Source organism: Clostridium sp. OM05-9 (assembly GCF_003481465.1).
Classification (GTDB): domain Bacteria; phylum Bacillota; class Clostridia; order Lachnospirales; family Lachnospiraceae; genus Coprococcus; species Coprococcus ammoniilyticus.
The window spans coordinates 517606-535630 of record NZ_QULF01000001.1 but is presented as its reverse complement, the minus strand read 5'-3'; the positions used below and the strand labels follow the sequence as shown (position 1 = coordinate 535630).

The following is an 18025-nucleotide window of genomic DNA, read 5'->3' as shown; positions in this document are numbered from 1 at the left end:
TTATAACAATATCAGATTCTCCTCAAAGAAATGTGTGTTATTCAGATAGGTATCCATCGCCTGGATCAGCTCCTGATCATTTCTTGTCTCCTGACTGATCAGCATACTGTTAATCAGCTCAAATCGATTACTGTTCTTCTTATGACATGTTGTATTCTTTAAAATATCACTCTCAACGATGGATGAATTACCGCTCTCCGCACCATCAATGGAATATAACAGCGTCTCTCCGTGGAACACAACAAATTCCTTGATATAAATTCCCGGTATGATCTCATTCATTCGCTCCGATTTGTAATGTGCCATACTGTTGCTTTCCTGTCCGAAGCTGTAGCTTACCCAGATCTGTCTGCCGCTCTCACCCTTAAAGATCAGATAGGTCTTAAACTTCATATCATCCGGCAACGTTACAAAGGATGCAAATTCTTTAAAGAACGGCAGGATCTTACTGCTGTCTATAAAATGACGAACTGTATTCCGGATCCATTCCTTCTGTTCTGCCGAGAACCGTCCACCGCAACCTGCAAAATAAGAGAGCAGCGCCATCTCTGAAATCTCATCTGTAATGTTCTTCTTCGCCACCTCTTTATACAGACATTCCATGATATCCGCAGGAATCTTCAGATCCTTGATAATATACTGGTATGCACAGAACCGTAAAAAAGCCTTGACTACCATGCCCCTGCTTCTGCCTGCGTAATAAAGCGCAAAGATATCAAAGATTGCCTCTGTATAAGCATCCGCAAACATCATCTGTGCCAAGATATTCTCTGCAAGCATATCAATATCACGATAATTTGTGTTAACTGCCTTAAACAGCTCTGCCATTTCCTCTAACGAGCCATTATAGTTATTGATCAGGAATGCCAGAACCTTCTGTGTCGCATATCCTCTCCGATACAGATACACACAGATAGATAATAATACCCTGTCATCATCATACCTCTTATCGGATATTCCGAATTCTGCGATCCGTATCAGTTCATCCACATCCACATCTACATATCCAAACCGATGGATTCCGTTAAATGCCTGCTCATACATCCGTAAAGAAATGTAATATGTAATGATCCGGGAAGCGTCCTCTACTTCCACATAATCCAGATCAATTCGTGACAGATATTTATATAAAATATCCGCATCATAATTCTCATGATAATACTCAACCATATGGCGGAGTGCTCTCTGCCGGATCAGATAACTGATATTCGGGCAATTAGAGATATCACGCGCCAGATTGATCTCGGATGCATCCTTATATGAAAAGCTGTCTATATCGTTATACTCAAATAATAACAGACGATAATCCTTCGGATTATACTCTTTACAGATATCCAGATAATTTTCTTCTCCGACAACCGGCTCAAGCCGGTATGGTACCGTATTGATATATCTGCAGCCCCGACTGTCAAGTAATGTAATGATAGCGGATTCTGACACGATCTCTACATAAGCTTCTCCGTCAATCACATCCACCTGTTCACTCTTTTCCAGTTCCTCATGTGTTACAACCACTGATACAATATTCTTATTCCGACAGGTCAGCTTCTGCTTGAATATGATATTAATTAACTTTGATGCAAATTCCGGTTTCACACTCTCCGGCTCCAGAAATTCTTCATAGATAACCGTCAGATCATCACTCACTTCTCCATCAATGATCTTCTTCTCCATGAAGTTCTCGATTGCCGGAATATACTCATGGAACACATTCATGTTCTGTGCCTTATTCATTATGACATTTGCATAGAGATATGCCAGTTCTTCATCATCTAACGTATTCTTGTAATTGAAATAACGGAGAATGGATTCTGGTATCGGCTGATACGTCTTCTTATCCATGCTCTTTAAGAAGCCCTCATACAAACCAACATATTTAATTCCTGCATTTGCCGCATCCTGATAATATACATGATACTCTTTATCACATTTTTTAAATCTGAGAAGAATTTCACATATCGTATCCAGTGTCATACGGTCATGCTTTGCTGCATAGATATTCTCCAGCATCTTGAATGCGTGAATATCAAAGAGCTTCATTCTTGCAGCCGTCTTTACGAATTCCATAATGACATCTTCGGATACAAATTCATGCCGCATACCCCATCGGATAGCTGAGATCTCAAGCGGTGCGATCCGTTTCATCATAAGCGGCTGCTTATTGAACATATCACATATTTCAAAGTAAATAACCGGGCTGTTTACACCCTCATTATATAATTTCCGGATATCCTCATAAAGGTTCCATTTATCCTCTGTATAACTGTAATCCACAAATAACAGCAGCCAGAAATAGAACAGCTTGTCCTTCTCCTGTTCCAGTCGTCCGCGGACAAGTCTTGCCGTGCTATCGATCATGTCCTTATCCTTTGTCAAAAGTGATTTCAGATAACTGTAATAACACTTCTCCATGCTGCCTGCTTCGTTCAGATCGGCATCTGCATCGATACGGACAAATTCCTGCTTTACATATTCTGTCTTGCCCTCTAACAGCTTCATATGAAGCAGTCCCAGCCGATAGATGTTATCCTCCGGTCTGTATTTGACCAGTGTTTCCAGTGCCTCTGTCGAACGTTTCGTGTAATCAGCAAGTGACATCTTATCCGTACGGAAATCAATGTATGCTTTTGCCAGTGCCTCATGACCTTTCTTGATCATGAAATTCACATGACGGTTCTTCGGCTCGGTTCTCTGAACCTCCGGCTTCTTGATGCTGACTTTCACGCTGATGTTCTGCAGGGTATTATTAAAATGGATATAACCTGCCGATACCCCTTCCGGAATCTTCGTCGGATCGATCAGGAAGTTCAGCTCATAATTATTTCCAGTGAAATCCTGACCTGTGATCCGGGTTGCTTCCGGGATCAGGAAATCGCTGTCTGATGTAATATAGGTATGGGTATAACCCCAGGTGTTCTTATTTACGGAGATCGTTGCACGAACCAGCTCATCCGGCATCTCGATCAACAGCTCACGCTGCTTTGCTGTCAGTGTAAGCACACGTTTCTTATGGGTATATACAAGGAATTCTTCCATTGCCTGATTGATGGATAACGATTTCTTCAGGCTCTCATAGACTCCCTTAATGATCGCGTCATCCCCTAAAAAGGTACGCACGAATTCCGGGCTGTCAAAGATCTGAACTGCTACATCCCAGTGCTCCTCTGCGAAGGTCGCGAACTGGAACAGATCCTCGATCCGTTTGTCTTCTACCAGAACATAAGGCGGAACAACCTCTACGCTGTACGGGATCTTATATTCTCCACCATCCGTTATGATGTTGATATGTCCTTTAAAGCTCTTGCCTTCTTCGATTCCGCGGGCATCAAAAGAAAAGGCAACCGTATTCCGTCTGCCTACAAATGTATGACTCTTGAAATCGAACAGGTATCTGCTGTCATATACCATCAATTTGATCGGTACATCATTCTTCGACACCACCTTAAAGGTTCCCTGAAATATGGAGCCGGCTTCCACAGCCAGTTCCAGCTTTGCAATGGAAATATCAATATCCGGTCTTTCTACATTGAATTCTCCTCTGGCGTACTGTTCTACGATCCCTTTCATCTGGTTCTCCTTGCTTTCGTAATCATTTTATTAAAACTCATGTATTTTTCTTGTAATTAAATCCCCGAATCGGTATAATTATATAAAAACATATATTTTGATTATAGCAAAATAAATAGTTTTTTGAAACATTATATATGGAAAAAGAGGAATTTTTTATGGGAAAAAGTACGTCACATCTTTCTGGGAGCAATCTGCTCTCCCAGAATGAATCTGTAAGATTTGACCTGAACATGAATCCGCTCGGGGTTCCGGATTCTGTCAAAAATGTCATTCTTAACAGTATCGAAGATCTGAAGCGTTACCCGGATGGCTCATATACAAGATTAAAAGACAGTATTGCAGGCTATTCTGGTGCGGATCCGGACGATATAATTGTCGGAAGCTGCTCATATGAATTTATCAAACTCCTGATCGAATTCAACAGTCCAAAGCATGCTGTTCTTCTTTCACCGGGAGCACAAAATTATGAGAAGATCCTGAAAATGAACGGCTGTGATATCACATATTATCAGTTATCCGAAGAGGAAAATTATGAACTGGATATTGCGGATTTCATCTCTACGTTAAATGAGTCCATTGATATGGCATTTATCTCGAATCCAAATGGAACAACGTCACAGGTCATCGACCGCGAATCTCTGGAATTCATTGCAAAGATCTGCGCAGGAAATGATATTGCACTGGTCGTTGATGAGGAGTATATGGATTTCGTTCAGGATAAGGATGATTGCACCGCTATTCCGCTGGTTAAGGAATATGACAATCTCTACGTTCTCAGAAACACAAGTAAATTCTTTGCAGTACCCGGCCTTCGATTAGCCTATGCGATCACATCTAATCCGGTTTTTAAAAAGACAATGTCAATCACCGGTTTTCCTTATGCGATCAACGCACTTGCCGAGGCAGCCGGCATTGATATGTTCAAGGATGCTTCCTACATAAGTAAGACCCAGACACTGATGAAGACGGAACGGAATCTCGTCTATTCTGCATTGGCAAGCCGCAAGACGATTAAGCTCTATAAGCCGGATGCAAATTTTATTCTGGTTAAATTATTAAAGACCGATATTACTGCTCAGACAGTTGTGGAACATTGCCAGAGTAAGGGATTGTATATCAGAAGCTGTGCCGACATCACAGGATTGGATAATTCTTATATCCGCTTCTGCTTCATGAATCCGGAACAGAATGATCTGGTCGTTAACACTATTTTAGAGGTTGTATAACAAATTATATATGTTATTTAAATGAAAGGGTGGTACATACATATGAAACATGAATCAATGAAATTAACATCTTCTTACAATAATCAGTTATATATCAAAGTGATGAACGGTCACTTTGCTACAAACCATTCTCATATCAACCAGTATATCGATATGACAACCTTGAAGGTCAGAGGCACTATGGCTGCTGCCGCTGCCAAATCCATGGGAACCGAATATATGGCATCAACCATCGTTGACACGATCGTCTGCATGGACGGAACTGAAGTGATCGGTGCTTATCTGGCAGAAACCTTAAGTCAGAACGGTATCACTTCCATGAACCAGCACAAATCCATCTACGTTGTTACACCTGAGGTTCACAGCTCCGGCCAGTTGATCTTCCGTGACAACCTCCAGCCAATGATCGAAGGCAAGCATGTGCTTCTTCTGATCGCATCTGCTACAACCGGTAAAACAATCAAAAAGAGTCTGGAGTGTATCAAATACTACGGTGGTTCTATCGCAGGTATCTCAGCAATCTTCTCTGTTGCAACAGAGGTTGACGGCTATCCGGTACATGCACTGTTTACTGAAAAGGATCTTCCTGATTACAAGACCTATCCTCATGATCAGTGTCCAATGTGTCAGGCCGGAAACCGCATTGAAGCCATTGTTAACAGCTATGGTTATTCTGAATTATAATTTATAGTATTTAAAATAGAAGCCTGGGAGAAATTTCTCCCAGGCTTCTATTTTTATCATTATCAAAGAATGGTAACGCCTATAAACTCCCAGCTGATCGCCGAAATCACACCACTTAGCTGTGGTAATGAGAACGCTTATAATGTACGATCAGCCCTGCTGCCGCAAGAATCAGTATCACCACGATTGCCCACACCTGCGGCGTTACATCCTTAATGTTATAGCAACGGACATTGATCCACATCTGATTGATCCGTTTGCTGGCATCTGCATCGAAGTACTGCATGATCGCACTTCGCTCGATCGCCGCTTCGTCCGGATACTGGGCATAGAGCTGACGTCTTGTCTGCTCCTCCGGAGCTGTTATGATGTAATCAGGATCCGAATTATCACCACTGAAGAAATAACCAAGCGGATATTCTGTTGTATCTTCTTCTCCATCTTCCGCACCATAATTCCAGTTCAGATAATCAAATACTGTATTATCATCTTCGCCTCCTGCAATAACAGAAGTATATCCGATGTAGTACATATTTCTGACTGCATTGTCCGGTCTTGAAAGAAAGTTCACAAAGCTTTCTGCTACCTGTTGTTTTCTGGCATCTTCATCGATACCATCCTTTAACATCACCCAGCCATCAAACCAGAGATTGGTAGATTCCTTCGGCACGGCGAAATCAAGATAAAGATCATCTTCTTCTGCCTGATCCATCGCATAAACCGCATCACCGGACCACTGATAATTTGCAAGCACCTTGCCGGATACCATATCTGCCTTACCACTGTCTGTCTCAAAGGAATATACATTGTCCTTCATATCCTGAAGCAGATCCTGCACTTCCTGTATCGTTTCCGGGCTGACATCATTCATTACCCGAAGCAGATCATCATGATAAGTATCTGCATTTATGAATTCCTCTGATGTCAGTTCGTCCTGCTTCAAAATGCCAAGTGCCGCAAAATAAGAATCACGCACATTATCCTTGATCGTAACCTGACGTGCAAACTTCGGATTATTCAGGATATTCCATGTACCTGCTTCTTCCTCTGTTATCTTCTCCGGATTATATAAGATACCGGTTACACCCCACATATATCCGGCTGCATATTTGCTCCAGCTCTCACCATTGATCTCATTTTCATCAAAGGTCTGTCTGATATATGGAGATACTCCCTTTGCATAATAATTTTCCTCTATACTTGTGTCATAAAACGAATCCGAAAACGGAACTACTTTTTCTTCTGCCATCAACTTCATGATCATGTAGTCGGATGGACAGACCAGATCGTATTTATCACCAAGGGTAAGCATGTTATAAAGGTCTTCATTTGTTCCAAAGCAGGAATATTCCACCTTTACCTTCTGACCATATGTCTCATAGTACCAGTTCTCAAAATCTGTCACCATGGAATTCTCACCGAAGATCTCGGTTCCATCTTCCAGGTCGATCACTTCGTCCTCATCCCATTCTCCAAGGTCGATATATTCTTCCCAATTGGATACACGAAGCACAATTGTATCATCCGACTTCTGTACATCGGCAGCATCTGTCTTTGCTGCATCACTTCCTGTATTATCTGATGCTGCAGACGCTTCTGCCTGATCCTGCGTTTTATCATCTGCCTCCGCATGTACCAGATAAGCCGCAGGTGTAAACATCATAAGTCCGGCACAGAAGCCGGCAAATCCTTTGAATAACTTCTTCTTATTCATATCTGCCACCTGCCTTTCCGACTCTCGCCTTTGCCTTTGATGTCATATTCATACCAACAACAATCAGTATAACGATCACGAAGATCACTGTTGATAACGCCCATAAAGCAGTCTTAATCTCTGTCTGAGAACCCTTGGTCGCATTTACGACATAAGTACTGATCGTATCAAATGTAGCCGGCTTTGTATAACTCGCAATGAAATAATCATCTAATGACAAAGTTATTGCCAGTGCAAATCCTGAAATCACACCCGGCAAGATCTGTGGAAGGACTACTTTTACCAGTGCGGTAAATGGTGATGCGCCCAAGTCCATAGCAGCCTCATACAAGCTTCCATCCATCTGCTTTAGCTTCGGTACAACTGACAGATAGACAAATGGTGCAGACAGCACGACATGTCCGACTACCAGCGGCACATAGGATTCCTTACTGACACCAAATACTACGATCAGCAAGATACAGATTGAAAAACCGGTTACAACATCTGCATTTACAACTGGAACCTGATTCATCGCAGATACGATCCCCGATGCAAGTTTCTTGGAATAAAATGCACCGACCGCACCCAGTGTTCCAAGCAATGTCGCAATTAACGCTGATCCAACCGCAAGAAGAACCGTACCCCAGATCATATCTGCAAGCTCAGGCTTGGTAAATAATGTAACATAATTCTGAACGGAAAATCCGTGTATTGTTCCGATATTTGCCGAATCCGTAAAACTATAAACTGCAAGGATCAGAATCGGCAGATAGAGGATCACCAACATCAATATAATAAAAGCAACCCGAAATCCTTTTTTCATTATAACAATGCACCTCCTCTGTTGTTGTCTTCTCCCTCATATTTATTTGTAAAGAGAGTAAAGATTAATATGATCAACAGAAGCACCAGTGCGATCATGGATCCATTGTGCCAATCGTATGCAGCAAAATAGCTGCCTATCAGACTACCCATAACATAAGTACTGTTATACAACATATCCAATACAACATAGTTCGTCATAGATGGAAGGAATACCATCACGATACCACTGATGATACCCGGAACAGATAATGGAAGCGTCACCTTTAAAAATGTCTGAACAGAACTTGCACCCAGATCATTTGCTGCTTCTAACAGACTGTTATCTAACTTCATCAATGTTGTATAGATCGGCAGGATCATAAACGGAAGAAAGTCATATACCATACCGATCACGGAATTCAAAAACGGATAATATGCCAGATTATGCTCGATCAACGTCAGGACTTCCTTTAAAGCAGTCAGTCTTAACGTAAAATTGATCCACATCGGAAGAACGAAGATCATAACAATGATCGACTTTTTCTTCCATTCACTTCTGGCAAGTATATAAGCGATCGGGTACGCCAGCAACAAAGCTGCTGCCGTCGATACACAGGCGATCGCAAAGCTGTAGGCAAGGGTTCCGATCGTGTTCGGACTGGTGAAGAATCCTGTCAGGTTCTCCAGTGAGAACTGCCCCTCTCCATTTGTAAATGCATAATATATAATGACTATAAGCGGTGCAACCACAAAGCATATCAGGAACAATGCATATGGCACACACAGTTGTTTTCTGGAAAAACGTAATGTACTCATCTCTGTCTCCTTTTGCTTTCGGTTATTTCTTAAGTTCAAAGTGGATCTTATCCTTTGGAATCACAAGGCTGACAAAGTCATCCATATTCCAGAGATATTCATCGTGAACAATGAAGTCTTCCTCATTCTCCGTACGGACTACATAGCTGTAGTGGTCTCCTTTATAGATCAGGTTAATGATATGACCGGATATGATACCTTCCTCCTGATCATCACTCATCGTAATATCATCCGGCTTGATCGTTAAGATCACCTTGAGCCGCTCATGATCGATGACATCTCCGGACGCATCCATTAATACACCATCCTCATAATGAGACGACGGAACGATCTTACTCAGATCACACTCAAGCTCACCATCTAAGAATTCCAGCTTATAATATTTGTCAACTCCTGTCTCGATGCGGTTCAGTGCTTTCTCCGCAGGCATAACATGAATGCCATCCGGCTCTACGTTAAGTCCAACCATGTCGCCTACCTTTGCAGACTTTGTGGACTGTATCACGATCTCATTTTTACCGGACTGTACTGTGATCTCATAATGAACACCCTTGAATACCACAGAGATAACCGTTCCTTTTACTGCTCCCTGCTCCGGCGACACGATCAGGATATCCTCCGGACGCACTACGACATCCACCTGTGTTCCATGCTCTACATCATCCAGGCATTCGAATTCCGCACCACAAAAACGAACCTTTAATTTGCCTGTCATGATACCATTAAAAATGTTGCTTTCTCCGATAAAGTCCGCAACGAATGCATTCTTCGGCTCATTGTAAATATCCTCCGGCGTACCAATCTGCTGGATACGTCCTTCTGACATTACAACGATCTTATCTGACATTGTAAGCGCTTCTTCCTGATCGTGGGTTACATAGATAAAGGTAATTCCAAGTCTCTCGTGCATTTCCTTTAATTCGAGCTGCATCTCTTTTCTCATTTTCAGATCCAGCGCACCGAGCGGCTCATCAAGCAACAGAATCTCCGGCTCATTTACCAGTGAACGTGCGATCGCAATTCTCTGCTGCTGTCCACCGGACAATGTCTGAACGCGTCTATCTTCAAACCCTTCAAGATCTACCATCTCAAGAGCTTTTTTTACTTTCTTTTCAATCTCAGCCTTTGGAAGCTTTTTCAGCTTCAGGCCAAATGCGATATTGTCATAAATATTTAAATGTGGAAACAATGCGTATCTCTGAAATACCGTATTGATCGGGCGCTTATTTGGCGGCAACTTACTGATGTCCTTACCATTTAATAAAATCTCCCCCTCTGTCGGCATCTCAAAACCGGCTATCATTCGAAGTGTGGTCGTCTTACCACAACCGGACGGCCCTAAAAAGGTTACAAACTCTCCACGCTGCACCTCCAGATTAAAGTCATCCACAGCCGTAAAGTTATCATCAAAATTTTTTGTGATATGCTTTAACTCAATAATGTTTTCCAATTATTTATACACTCTCCTTTTCAAGTTATTTATAATTTTTATCATTAGACAAAAATCAACTAATTCTAACATATCCGGGAGAAAATTAATATATATTTCATGTTATTTTTCTTAGGTTTTGTGTAAATTTTACATCTGAAATTTCATCGTCTGAGAACTGACGCATACAACCTGACCAGATCTGTCTTATCACCGAATTGAAGATGAACCGAACCGTAATCCGTCTCCTGAATCCGGACATTTTTATTCGCTGTCAGATTACTCAGATGCACGCTGGAATTCAGCCGCCCGTACCAGCCATCCGGGTTCTTCATAAGCCCTGTGACCGGAAGCTCCTGTAATATCTGCTCCAGTATTCTGCCGGTATGTGATCTCTCTGTCTGTTCCCTGCTCACGACTACCGTGTCCGATGTCAATCCATACGAAGCCACCGCTGCTGTCATCACCTGCTCCTGCATCAAGGAATCTGCATAAATATCAGCTTCAACACTTACCATCTCCTTGATATTCAGATTATCAAAAAATGTATGAATTTGATTGACTGCCTCTATACGATCCGTCTGAACGACCAGATAACCCTGTCCGGTAACTGAATTGTCAATAAAAGTAAATCTCCAGAATGCCGGATTTCCGTTACTTTGAAAAGTTGTTATCGAATCATGCCGTCCGGTAACAGTCAGTTCGCCTGCAGATACCCCAAAGCATTCGGCAGTATTCAAAAGAAGATTATTTATCTTCGCCGGAGTCAGACGCGGGCAGACATCCTTTGAATCTTTATTTTCAGATTTTTCTGAATCTGCCATCTCATATACGCCCCATACACTTATATCAGCATGAACCTCCAGCTGTGTATCTGCCTCCTGCATACTGGCGAACACTTCTTCCATATCCATTTTCTCATTTATAAAAAACTGCAATGCTGCTGCGATCCAGACAAGCAGCACCATATATATCTTCGCCGAACGCTTCATGTATACATCTACCATCCTTTTCCTATATCCATATTCTGGACAATATCATGTGCTTTTATTCCAGGAACTTCTTGGATTGCTGACGTACATCATAATCTTCATATTCATGAGGCAAATCAGATACTGCAGACTTACGTTCTTTTGCAATATAGCAAAAAGAGGTGCCAGACACATAAATGCCTGACACCTCCAATACAGCTCACTTCCATCACAAATTCAGGTGTTTTCTACTTGAACTTCATCTTCTTTGTTACACCCTTCTTTAAAAGGATCTTTTTGTATGCCGTCTTCTTTGCTTTTGGGATCTTGATCGTTGCTTTTGTATAGATCTTTGAAAATGCTTTAGAGCCAACAGTCGATGCTGTTAACTTTGTTGACTTGATCGTAATGGTCTTCAGATTCGTGCATCCATAAAAAGCATAATTTCCAATCTTGGATACATTTGCACCGATCGTTACTTTTTTCAGCTTCTTTCTGTTTACAAAGGCACGGGATGCGATCGCCGTTACCTGATATGTTTTCTTTCCAATCTTCACAGTCTTAGGAATTGAAAGTGATGTGATGGTATTTGAAGTAACTCCGCCAAAGGCAACCGTCTTTGATGATGTAATCTTATAGATCATCTTATCCTTGATATAGATATCACCCTTCCGGTATCCACTCTTCTGTCCATTATCAAATGACTCTGTCTTGTCGGTTTTGAAGGTCTTTACGTTCCTGGCTTTTGTCTGTACCTTGGATAACTGATATGGATTGATCTCGACAAATACGGGTGAATCGTTATTGGTTACATACCATATAACCGTACCGGATTTGGTTACAACCGGCTCACACATCGCAAGTGCCAGTGGAGAAGAACAGATCTCCGAGGTTTTATTTCCACTTTCATCCAGCAGCACCATCTTCGTTGTATAAGTATTCTTCACTGTATTCTTTTCTTCCCATAATAACAGGAACTGTGTTCCCGACAATTTTACAAGCTTTGGATTCATAACCGTGATCTTATCCTTCGCTGTATAGTTCGTGATCCACTTTGCACCTGTCTGCAAATGTGTCTTCGATCCTGCATTCACATAGATATTTCTTACAGAGGTCTTTTCGTTCTTGATGCCTGCTCCGGTCAGAATATAGTTATTGGTTCCAAGTTTCAGATCATTTAATGTATAACCGGTATAGTTATATCCTGTGTCTCCCGGAATCGCAATAACCGTTCCATACATGGACGGATCCTTTACCTGATCTCCGACTTTCGTTGCTGTAAGCGCAATACCCCTTGGATAAGCATCTCCCAGATCTGCACGATAAATGTACTTACCATCTGTTTCAATCTGCTGTGCAAATGAATGGCTGACATAACCCTCTGACAGATTCATAACATCATAATACGAATCTGCCAGCTTCATATTGCTCTCTTTTACAACAAAGGTACAGTTCGCCTGATGATGATATCCGTCGCTGCTGGCAAACATCGTATGACAGGTGTGTATATATAATTTACCTGCTGTTTCTGTCATTGAAAGTCCACCTGCATCAAATGGCATATATGTATTTGCTCCCTTGATCCGGCAGGCTCCGATCCGCTTCCAGTTTTTATCATACTTTACAACACGGATAACTTCCTTTGTCTTGCTCTCCTTTGTATTTGACTGTCCAAATACAAGATAGTTGTATTTCTCTCCATTATAATATCCGCCAAATAACGGGAGTTCGCATTTGATCTTTTTCCGGCTCTTTAACCGATAAGAAGAATCATAAACCTCGCGAACTACCGAACCTCTGATATACTCTACACGCTCAAAGGTTCCATCGGATCTTGCATTCAGATAAGCGGTCTGTACATTTCCATATGTATATCCACTGTTGATGCTCTGATGCATGGTTGCTGATGCTGTACCGACTGCTCCTGTAGATTTATAAGTTTTACTGCTCTTTGACAATGTGGAATTTGTTACCTTGATCGTGATCGTCTTTTTTACATTGATCGGGTCTGCCTTGATCGTGATCGTTGCCGTTCCCTTTTTCCATGCATTTAAATTGCCATTCTTATCGACACTTACGATCTTTGCATCTGAACTTTTATAAGTATAGTCCAGAGCAAAGCCACCATTTGTACTGCAGGCGGCTGTTCCCGATGCTCCTACCTTCATACTGGCCGGTGCATTCACACGGAAGGTTGTCGGATATGTCCAGTCAAATGTTTCCAGATAATAATTGTCATTCTTTTTCTCTACTACTACACAGGTGGATTTGTCCATGAAAAATGTATAGACCGGGTACTTTGTCTGTAACCGTATCTTCTCTTTTTGCTTTGCTATGTCGTATTCTGTTAATACCGTCTCATCTGTTTTTACGATCAGAGACGTTGCTGTGCTGTTTAATGCACATCTTGGTCCGATGCTTGTAAGGTCAATATATCCATCACCGTAATATGAATCAGCTGTGTAAAACGCCATCTTCAATGCTTTTTTATTTGCAATGTTGATCGGTGATACGGATACACTGCTATCAATCAGGTTAATACTTGTAGAGCTCTCGGTTACATCATTTATATCATACTGATTCGAATCTATCAGTACACAGATGTTCCCATTAAATGTAGACAGAGATACCAGATACCTGTCATTTAACATCCGGATCGGAGCCTTATGTGCAAACCATCCATCCTGGTAGAGATACATCATATTCTCTCCCTTGATCGTGATAGAATTATCGCTGTTTACCTTGCCAGCCTTCAGACTTGCCATGCTGTGATCATATCCCCAATATCTCCAGTTCTCTGATCCTCGGTAATAAAAATTACCATTCGTTTTATCAAAGCCTGCAAATTCATATATCTCACTTCCACATTTGGTCGTACTCAATAATTTTCCTTCGGAATTGAACAGATACAATTTATCTTCATTGGTCGCAATATAATATCTTCCATATGAATCGACTCCAAAGGTAGATATCAGATTTGCCCAGTTCGCACCAATATCCAATGTTTCAAATGCCTGCTTATTTACTGTTCCTGTCTTAAAATTATAATTTGTGATCTTTATATCACATGTACAATCATAAGAACCTGTATTTTCGTTATTCGTATATGATACATCCGTTTTCGCAAAATATATGGCATTATCATCCATATAAGACTCTTCAACCCCACGTTCACTTGTATATACCGTCGTATATGTATTCTTGGAAATATCATAGAATACGATCTCGTATGTCCTGTAATTTCCATAAACCTCACCTACTGTATGGACAAAATAAATTCCATTCTTCTCCGGTGAATACACCATATCATTGTAGGAGGTTGTCTCCCCAACCTTATCCGCATTCAGCTTTACCGCCTTTACAGCCGACAACTCCGCTTCTGTCTGGTCTGATTCAGATACTGTCTGTGTCTGCAATACAGCCTTTGCAGAATCTTCCTTTGCCTGTACCATAGCCGGACTTCCGATCAGTCCAACACAAGCGGCAATTCCAGCTAATACCACAGTTAGTTTCTTCCATTTTTTCATAGGCACTCGCTCCCTTTCATTTTTATGATCTGTCTTCCTCTATTCATCTCCGCAGATATTAAACATATTTTATCATTGCATTTACGCTCTGCACAATCACTAATCTATAGATGTTGTAAAATTTTTTCTTTCTTTCCATATCGCGGCAGCAAAAAAAACAGGCAGCCACCAGATCTTCGCAGATATGCATTCACTCTTTATCATGCATATCCAGACTGATAACCGCCTGTTTTTATTAATTTGTATTTAGTTAATATCTTTCAGGAAGAACATATTTCTCCTGATAATCGATCATCTCTTTGTAGATTCTCTCGCAGTTATTGTGATCTCTGTAGTAGAAGAAGTCATCGGCGCGTTTTACATATTCCGGCTTCATCTTACAATCATTCTGCATATACTCGATCAAGGTATCGATAAGTTCATCGTTGTCATGACAGATCTCCCCGAATGCCATTGTATCATAATGGAAGGTACCCTCCTCATAATGCTGTGGTATATCTTTGTGATGGAGATATACCAATGGCTTTCTCATATAAGCAAAGTCAAACTGGATACCAGAGAAATCCGTTACCATCAGACTGGATTCACAGAACATATCTTCATAGCTCATATCTCCAACTGCCGGAACGATATCTACAAAATCATTCTTATCAAAATCATCCACCTGTGAGCTTACGATCGGATGCAGAACATATTTGATCCGGTATCCATATTTCTCTGCCGCATCGATCAGACGCTTGTCATTAATAAGTGCATTGAATACCTTGAAATATTCTGATTCCTTAAACAGCGGATTGTAATCACGCTGTTCGCTCTCACTGGTACGAACCGGCATCGCTGCCTGCATTCTCCAGGTCGGACTGATCATAATCTGCTTCTTCGCCCGATCCTTCAAGCCATCATAACGAGGAACGCCTGTCAGCTTCAATGCATCATAGCCGACATAATCATATACCGGACGAGACAGATTCTCGATCTCATACTTAGATGCGCAGAAGTAAAGTCTGAGATTATCCCGCAGACGATTCTGGGCGATCGCAATCTTCTGAATCGACATACCATGCTGAACACAGCAGACATGGAAATGCGGAAGGTCACGGATAAAGGCCGAATTTTTTAGTTTATATCCATTAAATGCATAAACCGTTGAATTCGATATAACCATCATATCTGCATATAAGAATACAAGTCTGTGCTTTAAGGAATCACGCACCAATGGCTTGTAGCCCTCTTTCTTCAGACGCTTATAATCCGTACTCTTCTTATCAACCAGATAGTAATGCTTGATATCCTTGCTGTTTTGTGCACTGGCATATTTATACAGGTACTCGGATGAATCTCCGCCCTTGTAAATCTTATCAATATACATCCAGATCGGCTTTCTGGTCATGAATGGACGACAGATAAAGTACAGCATTCTGAATATCGCATACTTTCTTGTCCAGTTATTCTTCTTAAACATATCCTTCAGTAACTTAAGCTCTTTTACAAATTTCTGTGACTTGCTCACCTTACGGATGACCATACTTCTCCGCTCAGATGTCATCATATACTCTCTGTTATCTCCAAAGAACCAGTGGCTGTTTGCAAACGCTCCGCATACCCGACTGAAATGGGATGGGAAACTAAGGGTGATCGTCTCGATCTGCGTTCCGAATTTCGCCTCACAGGATATTGCTGTTTCATTTTTCTTTGCAACCGGAATACTCAGATGGAACGAATGTCTCTTACAGATCGCTGCTCCAAATGCCTTTGTCAGACCATATCGTCCGTTATATTCGATCTTATATTTGACATTGTTATATTTGAAATAAATCTCGTCCGCCATGGAATACAGGATTGGATGAACCGTTCCATCGATCTCCAGCTTACCAGCTCTGTAATTGATGAATAGAATGTTAGTGCTTAAGCTCATAACTGAATTAAACAGGGTATCCCCGATTCCATAATAGATCTTTCCTGCAAGGAAGAATCGCTGGAACTTATAATCCTGTCCATTTCGTAAGATACCATACACCCATTTCATCGTATCACCCGTGATACAGGCCGCTATCTTATTCCGATTCAGCATGATACTCTCTTCGATCAGTCCAAGTGACCTGCCTATCAGCTCCAGATACTCTTCTCCATGGCCTTCCTCGATTACATGCTTATTCCGGTTGTCCATGTTGCCTTCAAATCTGGCATGTATGGAATACATGAAGTTATACTGGATAAATACCGGTATCCTTCCATATTTTTCTTTCATTTCTGTTAAGAACGGCATCCAGAATTCTGTAATAGAATCAAAATACCACTCCTGCATATACAATCCACGATAAAATGTAATATCATGCTCCTCATATTCATATGCTGTATATTCCACACCCGGAAGATACACAACTTTCATTTCTTCTGCTAAATAACGCAGGAAGAAATCACGTTCCATTTCCAGTCCCAATGAAGCATTCACATTACGCTTCTTTAAAATATCTGTCTTTAATATTGTTCCTGCAAAAGTAAATGGATAACAGTCATATTTATTTTTCAGATCAATCACATAAAATGATTTTAATTCCTTTTTACTGTCTGTGACTTTTAAGAAATTACGAAATGCGCCTTTCGTTGCATTTGCAAATGTTTTTGCGATCATATATACATGATGTCCCGGGCAGATCGTAATTCCATTTGTAAGGATCTCTGCCAGATTCTCTGAAATCACATCTCCGACTTCTATAAATGCACAGTAATCTCCCTCTGCTTTCTCTGCCATCTGATGATATGCTTCTGCAGGTGCAGTATATGCGGTATCGTCAATTGTTACCGTAAATGCAGGATTACCGATCCTGGTGATCACATTATTATACCAGTCTTTATCTGCTGTTACCTGACTGGTATTCAGCACAAACTGAACCGAATACTCTGCCATCTGTGCATCCGCAACTACAGTCTCTGATTTCTTTTCTTCTTTTCCTTTCTCAGTCTCAGCATACTTCTTCTTTTCACCCATGCTGATCTTTTCCTGAGAAATATCATCCGCAGACAGATCACTGTCGCCAATATCAGTACTGCTTCCTTCTGCAGATGCCATACTGCCCTCCCCTGCTGCATTTGCAAATTCTTCACCGATCCGTACTTTATTATTCTTACCAAGTCCATATGCCGCCATCTTTTCAAATACTTCAATGGTCGCCTTGTTTAATTCTTCTTCTTCCGTTAAACAACACAAAATGGATAATTTCATCGTCCATCTCCCTCACAACTACTTTACTTTCTTCTATATAGTATCATTCATTTCTAGCATTTTACATACAGAGATTATT

10 protein-coding genes are annotated in these 18025 nt (G+C 41.2%); 2 read left to right on the top strand and 8 right to left on the bottom strand.

Annotated features, from left to right (window positions below):
• The gene (locus DXB77_RS02495) at positions 1-3567 is read right to left on the bottom strand and encodes a DUF5717 family protein (protein WP_118662570.1); all 3567 of its coding nucleotides are present in this window, start codon (positions 3565-3567) and stop codon (positions 1-3) included.
• Positions 3568-3725: 158 nt separating this feature from the next.
• Between DXB77_RS02495 and DXB77_RS02490 the strand changes: the two genes are divergently transcribed.
• Together DXB77_RS02490 and DXB77_RS02485 are read left to right on the top strand one after the other, a co-directional pair.
• A complete protein-coding gene (locus tag DXB77_RS02490) occupies positions 3726-4796 on the top strand; it encodes a histidinol-phosphate transaminase (protein ID WP_118662569.1) in 1071 nt (356 codons plus the stop codon).
• Between the two features lie 42 nt (positions 4797-4838).
• The gene (locus DXB77_RS02485) at positions 4839-5480 is read left to right on the top strand and encodes an orotate phosphoribosyltransferase (RefSeq protein ID WP_117807226.1); all 642 of its coding nucleotides are present in this window, start codon (positions 4839-4841) and stop codon (positions 5478-5480) included.
• Positions 5481-5595: 115 nt separating this feature from the next.
• Here DXB77_RS02485 and DXB77_RS02480 read toward each other — a convergent pair whose 3' ends face one another.
• The 7 genes from DXB77_RS02480 to DXB77_RS02450 all read right to left on the bottom strand — a co-directional run bounded on the left by DXB77_RS02480 (position 5596) and on the right by DXB77_RS02450 (position 17946).
• A complete protein-coding gene (locus DXB77_RS02480) occupies positions 5596-7194 on the bottom strand; it encodes an ABC transporter substrate-binding protein (RefSeq protein ID WP_118662568.1) in 1599 nt (532 codons plus the stop codon).
• The gene (locus DXB77_RS02475) at positions 7187-7999 is read right to left on the bottom strand and encodes an ABC transporter permease (protein WP_118662567.1); all 813 of its coding nucleotides are present in this window, start codon (positions 7997-7999) and stop codon (positions 7187-7189) included. The genes DXB77_RS02480 and DXB77_RS02475 overlap by 8 nt, the downstream gene beginning before the upstream one ends.
• Positions 7999-8796: an ABC transporter permease gene (locus DXB77_RS02470; RefSeq protein WP_021943440.1), complete on the bottom strand. Its 798-nt coding sequence runs from the start codon at positions 8794-8796 to the stop codon at positions 7999-8001. Before DXB77_RS02470 ends, DXB77_RS02475 begins: the two co-directional genes overlap by 1 nt.
• A 22-nt stretch (positions 8797-8818) precedes the next feature.
• The gene (gene potA / locus DXB77_RS02465) at positions 8819-10246 is read right to left on the bottom strand and encodes a polyamine ABC transporter ATP-binding protein (protein ID WP_021943441.1); all 1428 of its coding nucleotides are present in this window, start codon (positions 10244-10246) and stop codon (positions 8819-8821) included.
• A gap of 143 nt (positions 10247-10389) precedes the next feature.
• On the bottom strand, positions 10390-11232 hold the full coding sequence (locus DXB77_RS02460; RefSeq protein WP_118662566.1) for a hypothetical protein: 843 nt from the start codon (positions 11230-11232) through the stop codon (positions 10390-10392).
• A gap of 212 nt (positions 11233-11444) precedes the next feature.
• On the bottom strand, positions 11445-14723 hold the full coding sequence (locus DXB77_RS02455; RefSeq protein WP_118662565.1) for a leucine-rich repeat protein: 3279 nt from the start codon (positions 14721-14723) through the stop codon (positions 11445-11447).
• 250 nt (positions 14724-14973) lie between these two features.
• Positions 14974-17946, bottom strand: a complete 2973-nt coding sequence (locus DXB77_RS02450) for a CDP-glycerol glycerophosphotransferase family protein (protein ID WP_118662564.1) — start codon at positions 17944-17946, stop codon at positions 14974-14976.
• Positions 17947-18025: the final 79 nt, after the last annotated feature.

Bases quoted from the DNA above. Each gene is read 5' to 3' on its own strand.
- DXB77_RS02490 (WP_118662569.1), top strand. From the start codon at position 3,726: ATGGGAAAAAGTACGTCACATCTTTCTGGGAGCAATCTGCTCTCCCAG.
- DXB77_RS02450 (WP_118662564.1), bottom strand. From the start codon at position 17,946: ATGAAATTATCCATTTTGTGTTGTTTAACGGAAGAAGAAGAATTAAAC.
- DXB77_RS02485 (WP_117807226.1), top strand. From the start codon at position 4,839: ATGAAACATGAATCAATGAAATTAACATCTTCTTACAATAATCAGTTA.
- DXB77_RS02495 (WP_118662570.1), bottom strand. From the start codon at position 3,567: ATGAAAGGGATCGTAGAACAGTACGCCAGAGGAGAATTCAATGTAGAA.
- DXB77_RS02455 (WP_118662565.1), bottom strand. From the start codon at position 14,723: ATGAAAAAATGGAAGAAACTAACTGTGGTATTAGCTGGAATTGCCGCT.
- DXB77_RS02470 (WP_021943440.1), bottom strand. From the start codon at position 8,796: ATGAGTACATTACGTTTTTCCAGAAAACAACTGTGTGTGCCATATGCA.
- DXB77_RS02475 (WP_118662567.1), bottom strand. From the start codon at position 7,999: ATGAAAAAAGGATTTCGGGTTGCTTTTATTATATTGATGTTGGTGATC.
- DXB77_RS02480 (WP_118662568.1), bottom strand. From the start codon at position 7,194: ATGAATAAGAAGAAGTTATTCAAAGGATTTGCCGGCTTCTGTGCCGGA.
- DXB77_RS02460 (WP_118662566.1), bottom strand. From the start codon at position 11,232: ATGGTAGATGTATACATGAAGCGTTCGGCGAAGATATATATGGTGCTG.